Origin of the sequence: Arsenicicoccus cauae (assembly GCF_009707125.1) — a bacterium.
Taxonomy (GTDB): Bacteria; Actinomycetota; Actinomycetes; order Actinomycetales; family Dermatophilaceae; genus Arsenicicoccus; species Arsenicicoccus cauae.
This window is the reverse complement of the sequence record NZ_WLVL01000050.1, coordinates 1-6479: the sequence shown is the minus strand read 5'-3', so window position 1 is coordinate 6479 and position 6479 is coordinate 1. Positions and strand designations below refer to the sequence as shown.

6 protein-coding genes and 1 pseudogene are annotated in these 6479 nt (G+C 69.3%); 4 read left to right on the top strand and 3 right to left on the bottom strand.

The genetic code is table 11. From position 1 onward, the window contains the following. Positions 1-260 precede the first annotated feature (260 nt). Positions 261-677 (top strand): annotated as a pseudogene (locus GGG17_RS15055) (ATP-binding cassette domain-containing protein); the annotation flags it as partial. 29 nt (positions 678-706) lie between these two features. On the opposite strand, the gene GGG17_RS15050 reads toward GGG17_RS15055, so the two are convergent. Continuing rightward, positions 707-1384, bottom strand: a complete 678-nt coding sequence (locus tag GGG17_RS15050; RefSeq protein ID WP_154594523.1) for a winged helix-turn-helix transcriptional regulator — start codon at positions 1382-1384, stop codon at positions 707-709. A gap of 251 nt (positions 1385-1635) precedes the next feature. Here GGG17_RS15050 and GGG17_RS15045 point away from each other — a divergent pair, with 251 nt between their 5' ends. Continuing rightward, on the top strand, positions 1636-2397 hold the full coding sequence (locus tag GGG17_RS15045; protein WP_283809827.1) for a class I SAM-dependent methyltransferase: 762 nt from the start codon (positions 1636-1638) through the stop codon (positions 2395-2397). Between the two features lie 8 nt (positions 2398-2405). Here GGG17_RS15045 and GGG17_RS15040 read toward each other — a convergent pair whose 3' ends face one another. Both GGG17_RS15040 and GGG17_RS15035 read right to left on the bottom strand, forming a co-directional pair. After that, a complete protein-coding gene (locus GGG17_RS15040) occupies positions 2406-4520 on the bottom strand; it encodes an alpha-glucosidase (protein WP_311966738.1) in 2115 nt (704 codons plus the stop codon). Between the two features lie 166 nt (positions 4521-4686). Continuing rightward, positions 4687-5112: a PPOX class F420-dependent oxidoreductase gene (locus GGG17_RS15035; RefSeq protein WP_154594520.1), complete on the bottom strand. Its 426-nt coding sequence runs from the start codon at positions 5110-5112 to the stop codon at positions 4687-4689. A gap of 72 nt (positions 5113-5184) precedes the next feature. Here GGG17_RS15035 and GGG17_RS15030 point away from each other — a divergent pair, with 72 nt between their 5' ends. Together GGG17_RS15030 and GGG17_RS15025 are read left to right on the top strand one after the other, a co-directional pair. Continuing rightward, positions 5185-6045 carry an oxidoreductase gene (locus GGG17_RS15030; RefSeq protein ID WP_154594519.1) on the top strand — a complete coding sequence of 287 codons (861 nt, stop codon included), beginning with the start codon at positions 5185-5187 and terminating at the stop codon, positions 6043-6045. Further along, positions 6042-6419: a hypothetical protein gene (locus tag GGG17_RS15025; protein WP_154594518.1), complete on the top strand. Its 378-nt coding sequence runs from the start codon at positions 6042-6044 to the stop codon at positions 6417-6419. The genes GGG17_RS15030 and GGG17_RS15025 overlap by 4 nt, the downstream gene beginning before the upstream one ends. Positions 6420-6479 lie beyond the last annotated feature (60 nt).

The following is a 6479-nucleotide window of genomic DNA, read 5'->3' as shown; positions in this document are numbered from 1 at the left end:
ACCTCTCCGAAGGCTCCATGGCCAAGCTCTACCCAACCCGCGATACTGAGACCGTCGCCCTCGAAAAGAGCGACCGGTAGGCAACGAGCATCACCTCAAAGCCCACCACTCAACGGGGCTCTATCGTCAGCGTCTGAAGCTCCTCCCAACGCAGGCCGACCGAGCGAGCTACCGCGCGTGCATCGACGCGACACCGCAGGCCGGCGCCGGGGACGGCGTCGGCTTCGCCTACCGGTTCTTCCGGGAGCGGCTGGTCGAAGCCGGCGGCAGCGAAGATCCTCGGCCACATGTCGCAGGTCGGCCTCGGCTACCTACGGCTCGGCCAACCGCTCACCACCCTGTCCGGCGGCGAGCGGCAGCGGCTCAAGCTCGCCACCCACATGGGGGAGAAGGGCGGTGTCTATGTGCTCGACGAGCCGACCACGGGCCTCCACCTCGCCGATGTCGAGCAGTTGCTCTCGCTGCTCGACCGGCTCGTCGACACCGGCAAGTCGGTGATCGTCATCGAGCACCACCAGGCGGTGATGGCCCACGCCGACTGGATCATCGACCTCGGTCCGGGCGCCGGCCACGACGGTGGACGGATCGTCTTCGAGGGCACGCCGGCACAGCTGGTCGAGGGGAAGAAGACCCTCACCGGAAAGCACCTGGCGCAGTACGTGTCGGCCGGCGAGTAGCGGCGCAGCCGCCCGTCACGCCCGGCTCGTCATGCCCCGCCCAAGGCGTGCATCTGCTGCGCGATGCGCGAGTCGCCGAACCACGTCGGCAACTCCCGACGTGCGGGACCGTCGGCAACCACCGAACCGTGCCCGATCGCGTGGACCCAGGACAGTTCGCCACGCCAGATGCGGGTGAGCACCCGCAGGGTGGTCTGCACGTCGACGTCGACCTGGTAGCCCGGGTCGACGTCGCAGATGTCGGCCTCGCCGCTGGCGACCACGACCCACCAGTGGCGCTCTGCCGGTGCGACGTCGAGAAATCGGATGGCGACGGTGGTTCGCACGCGCGGCCACTTGTCGACCGGGATGGTGCGGCGGATGTCCCACATCAGCAGGTGCGGGTCGAGGTCGTCGTCGCCGAGTTCACCGATCCAGCGCATGCCCCAAGCCGCCAGGTCGTTGACGACGCCCACCAGTTCGCGGCCGGCGGGCGTGAGGTCGTAACCCACCTGCGTACGCTCGACGGTCCGGGTCAGCACACCGGATCGCTCCAGCGATTTGAGTCGTTTGCTGAGCAGCGCGGGCGACATCCGGGGCACTCCGCGACGCAGTTCGTTGAAGTGTCGACTGCCCAGCAACATCTCGCGAACGATCAAGATGGTCCAGCGCTCGTCGAGCACCTCCATCGCCTTGGCGACCGGGCAGAACTGTCCGTATCCGGGCATGCGCCCCTCCTTCGTGACGGCTGCTTCCATTGAGCGCCCGCTGCGGCGGTGGCGTCCACCGGATTCAGCAAGTTCGGATGTTGTAGCGCGGCCGGTACAGATTCGGCACTGGATGGGTCGACGGTGCGGCCGCACGCTGGTGTGATCCCGGTCGATCCACGACCGGCAGCCCATCCGAGGGGGATGCCATGACAACAACTCCAAGCACGACACCGTCCGCTGATCGCGAGCTCAAGAGCGCGCACGCGGCCATGTGGGCGCTCGGCGACTACCCGGCGATCGCAGCGGAGATCACCCTTCCGCTGGCTCCGGTGCTCGTCGACGCCTGTCGGGTCGGCAGCGGGCAACGGGTGCTCGATGTGGCGGCAGGCACCGGCAACGCGGCGCTCGAGGCCGCCCGGCGAGGCGCCGTCGCCACCGCGTCCGACCTCACGCCCCGGCTGCTGGACAGCGGCCGCGAACACGCCGCGGACGCCGTCCGCTGGGTGGAGGCCGATGCGGAGGACCTCCCGTTCGACGACGGTGAGTTCGACGTCGTCATGTCGGCGATCGGGGTGATGTTCGCGCCGCACCACGACCGCAGCAGCGCGGAACTGGTGCGCGTGTGCCGACCGGGCGGCACCATAGGGGTGCTGTCGTGGACGCCGGCCGGGTTCGTCGGGCAGATGTTCGCGGCGCTGAAGCCGTACGCCGCGCCGCCGCCTCCCGGAGCCTCACCCGCACCGTTGTGGGGCGACCCGGCCCACGTCGCTGCACTGTTCGGCGACCGGGTGCGGCTCGGCGAGGCGCAGGAACGCTCGCTGCGGGTCGATCGGTTCGACGGGCCGGCCGCGTTCCGCGAGTACTTCAAGGCCAACTACGGTCCGACGATCGCGGTCTACCGACGCATCGGTGACGATCCCGAGGCTGTGGCAGCACTCGATGCCGCGCTGGACGAGCTGTACCTGCGCAACGTCGCCGCCGACGGATCGACGGACTGGGGCTATCTGGTCTGGACGGGCACCCGGGTGTAGTCGTCGGATCAGCGCACCGACTGGGCCCGTAGCGCCGCCTGGATCTTCGGCAACCACGGGTCGTCGGCGCGGACGAAGGCCGCGGGCGTGCCCAGTGGCGCGGGCACGTTCGTCGTGGCCCCTCCGGCGTAACTGCGCCCGGTGAAGATGTTCACCCAGGTGCCGGGCGGGAAGGAGACCGTGGCCGTCCGGCTGCCCTCGCTGAGCACCGGTGCGACGAGCACGCTCTGTCCGAGGAAGAACTGCCGGTCGTTCGCCGCGGCCGTCGTGTTGGGCCAGTTGACCCAGGTGTGCCGCACCGCCGGTATGCCGTCGCGGGTCGCTTCGTCGAGCACGGTCGCGCGGTAGGGCGCCAGCGCGGCGAAGATGCGCGAACTGCGTGCCGTCGCAGCCACTTGGGTCGGGTCGTAGACCTGCAGGTTCTGGGCCGGACGGTTGCCCTCGTGCGACCGCATCACAACACCGAAGGCGGCCACCTCGCCCCACCGCTGCAGCAGCTCGGGGGAGCGCACGTAGTTCTTCGCCACGGCGTCGACCGAGGTGTAGCCGCCGAGGTCGCTGTGGTCGAGGGCCCAACCGGACACGCCGGCGGAGAAGGTGCCGAGCAGGCTGGAGGCGAGCCCGTCGTCGGTCGACCAGGTGACCAGCTGGTCGCCGGTCCAGAACAGCGGGGTGTCGGACGCCATGTCGGGGGTGCCGGAGCGGAACCAGGTGACGCAGTCGGTGCGGCCGGCTGCGGCGCATCCCGCCTTGACGGTTTCGGCCCACAGCTTGGGCCACCGGTTGTGCAGGGTGCGTGGGTCGCCGCTGTGCAGTCGGGCGTCCATCGGCAGGCCCTCTGCGAAGTCGGCCATGAAGCCGACCACGCCGTCGGCGAGCACGTGGTGCGCAATCACCTGTGAGAACCATTGGCGGGCAGCGGGATTGGTGAGGTCGACCATCGTGGCGGAGAACCCGCCCTGATCCTGTTGGTAGGGCTGTCCGTCGACGTCACGGATGAGGTATCCACGGGCCGCGGCCTGGGCGTAGAGGTTGGTGCCGGGGCGACCCGAGGCGTCGGTGAGGAACGGGTTGACGTACGTCGTGGTGCGCACGCCCTGCGCCTGCAGTTCGCCGACGAGCTGTTTCCAGTCGGGGTAGCGCTCCGGGTCGGGCTGCCAGGTCCACCACAGCCGATCACCGAAGCTGGTGGTGCGCCCGCCGGTCCAGTCCTGGATCCACACGCCGGCGACGCGCACCCCGGCCGCCTTCAGTCGGCGGACGGTGTCGCGCACCTTGGCACTGCCACCTTGCACACCGACGATGAGTCCGTCCTGCGTCCATTTGGCCAGCGTCGGCCGAGTCACCGGACCCTGCTGCTGCGCAAGCAGATCCGACGCGAAGTCGGCCGACGTGAGCTCCAGGTGGAGCGAGCGGCTCCAGATCTGCAGACCCACGCGGTCGCTGTTGCGGGTGTCGGCGATGCCGAAAGCTCCTGCCTCGGGGCTGGACGGTGCCAGCCGCACACCGCGCAGATCGTCGGTGACGAACGTCGGGTAGGCGGCGTAGGTCATGGACCGAGCACCACCCGCACCGCGCTGAGTGGCATCGGCGAGGAAAGTGACCGGCTGTTCGCCGCGCCCGACGCCCTGCTCGCGCACCAGCAGCGGAATGAGCCTGCCGGACAGGTCGAAGCTGTCGAACTGCTCGCCGAATCCGTGCACTCCGCGGCCCCGGGTGCGGCCGGTCTGGAAGCCGAGCGCGTCGACCGCGTTGGAGGTGGTGGTCAGCAGCACGTCGAGTCCGCCGGCACCGCGCGGTGAGACGGTCATCGTGTACGGCACGTCGGGAGAGCCCTTCAACCGACCACCGACGATGATCCGATTTCCTTCTGCGCGAACGGAATCGACGGTCTGGGCAGTCCAGCTGCGCGTAGTGTCGACCTGTGGCCAGAAGTACCCGCGGTGCTCGTCGTAGGCCACCGTCGAGCGTGCGGCGGTGACGAAGGACTGGTTCGTCGGGCTCGTCCACACGACGCGGTTGTCGCGTTGCAGCTGCAGCCGGTCGCCGAAGACGACGGCCTCGATGTTCTGTGCTCGCGTGCCGCCGACGCCCGGCGCGAAGGTCAGCCGGGCGGGCTGCACCGCGTCGAGGTCGTCGCTTGGGAAGGTGCGGGTCCAGCTGATCAGTCCCGCCGCAGCCACCAGGACGAACACCACGAAGCAGACGAGCAACCGTCGCGGCCACCGACGTCGTCGCCTGCGGGCCCGGAAGACAGCTGTGCTCACTCTGCGCAGCCTACGGGGCCGGTCAGTGCACCAGGCCGTAGACGTGAGTCACTTTGAGGTGCAACGGAACCCGGGCGTCGTCGACCATCGCGCGGCGGTACTCGTCCCAGTCGGGATGATCCTTGCCGCTGACCCTGCGGTAGATGTCGACCAGTTCGTCGACGCTCGGATCGTCGACCGCGGCCGCGACGGGCAACACGGTCGCCTCGACGTCGGCCACCGCGAACGACCACGGGTCGGCGCCCTGCACCATCACCGTCGCCCGCGGGTCACGCCGCAGGTTCGCCGTCTTGGCCCGGCCGTCGGTGACCGAGACTCGGATGAGGTCGGAGGTCGCGTCGTAGGTGTACGAGACGTTCGACAGCTGCGGTCGACCGTCCCGCCGAATGGTCGCGAGTGCGGCGAGGTGACGCTCGGCGATGAGCGCCCGAAGTTTGTCGTCGGACATGGTTTCTCCTGAGCCTGTTCGGTGATGGAATCGAGCGAACCACCTGTGCACCACCAGCGCTAGGAGAGCACGATGACCGATTCGACCACCCCGATCGGGCCCGTTTCGCTCGTCACGGGAGCATCCTCCGGAATCGGCGAAGCGATCGCCCGCCGGCTGCAGACCCTCGGTCACACGGTCTACGGCGCAGCCCGTCGGATCGACCGCCTCGAAGCGCTGGCCGCCGACGGCATCGAACCGATCGCGATGGACGTCACCGACGAGGCGTCGCTCCAGGCGGGCGTCGAGACGATCCTTTCCCGATCCGGACGCTTCGACGTACTGGTGAACAACGCCGGCTACGGCTCGTACGGCGCGATCGAGGACGTCGATCCCGCCGAGGCCCGGCGCCAGTTCGACGTCAACGTGTTCGGTGCGATGCGCCTGACCCAGCTCGTGCTGCCGCACATGCGCGAGCAGCGCTCCGGCACCATCGTCAACATCTCCTCGATGGGCGGACGCATCCACTCACCGATGGCCGGGTGGTATCACGGCACGAAGTTCGCGATGGAGGCCCTCAGCGACGCGCTCCGGATGGAGGTCGCGCAGTTCGGCATCGACGTGGTCGTCATCCAACCGGGCGGTATCGCCACCGAGTGGGCCGACATCGCTGCCGACCATCTCGACGAGACGTCCGGCAGCGGGCCGTACGCCCGACTGTCGGCAGCCATGTCGGCCACGTTGCGCAAGAGCCACGACCGTGACTCGTCTCCGGACGTCGTGGCCAAGGCGGTGGCCCGGGCGGTCTCGACCGACCGTCCGCGCACGCGCTACGCCATCGGCCTCGGAGCCAAACCTCTGATCACCGCCCGCCGGGTGCTTCCCGACCGCGCGTTCGACGCCTTGGTCTCCCGAGCGATGGGGCTGCCGCGAGGGTCAGGACCGGGACGGTGAGCCGCGCCGAAGACACGTCCCGACGGTTGGTCGAACACCTCGAGGCGCTGCCGCGGGTGAAGCGGAAGGGCACCACCGCCCGGCCGGCCTGGTACTTCGACGATCGTTTGATCGCGCGTGCCGAGAGCGCTGACCGGTGGATCGTCCGCTGCGACTTCGCTACCCGTGAGTCGCTGCTCGAGGATCCGGTGACCTTCGGGGTGCGGCCGCAGTTCGAGGCCCACCAGAAGGTGGAGGCCTACCTCGACGAGGGCGATCCGGACGCGATCGAACGTGCCCTCGACGCCGCGTGGGAGATGCAGCGCAAACTGAGTCGCCCCGGATTTCGTGGAGGGCGGGTTATGCCGTGCCGGCGGGTGCCGGGGCACGGTTGAGTGCAGCGTAGTAGGTGGCTTCGTACTCGGCGGGTGGGGTGTGGTCGCAGTGGCTGTGCA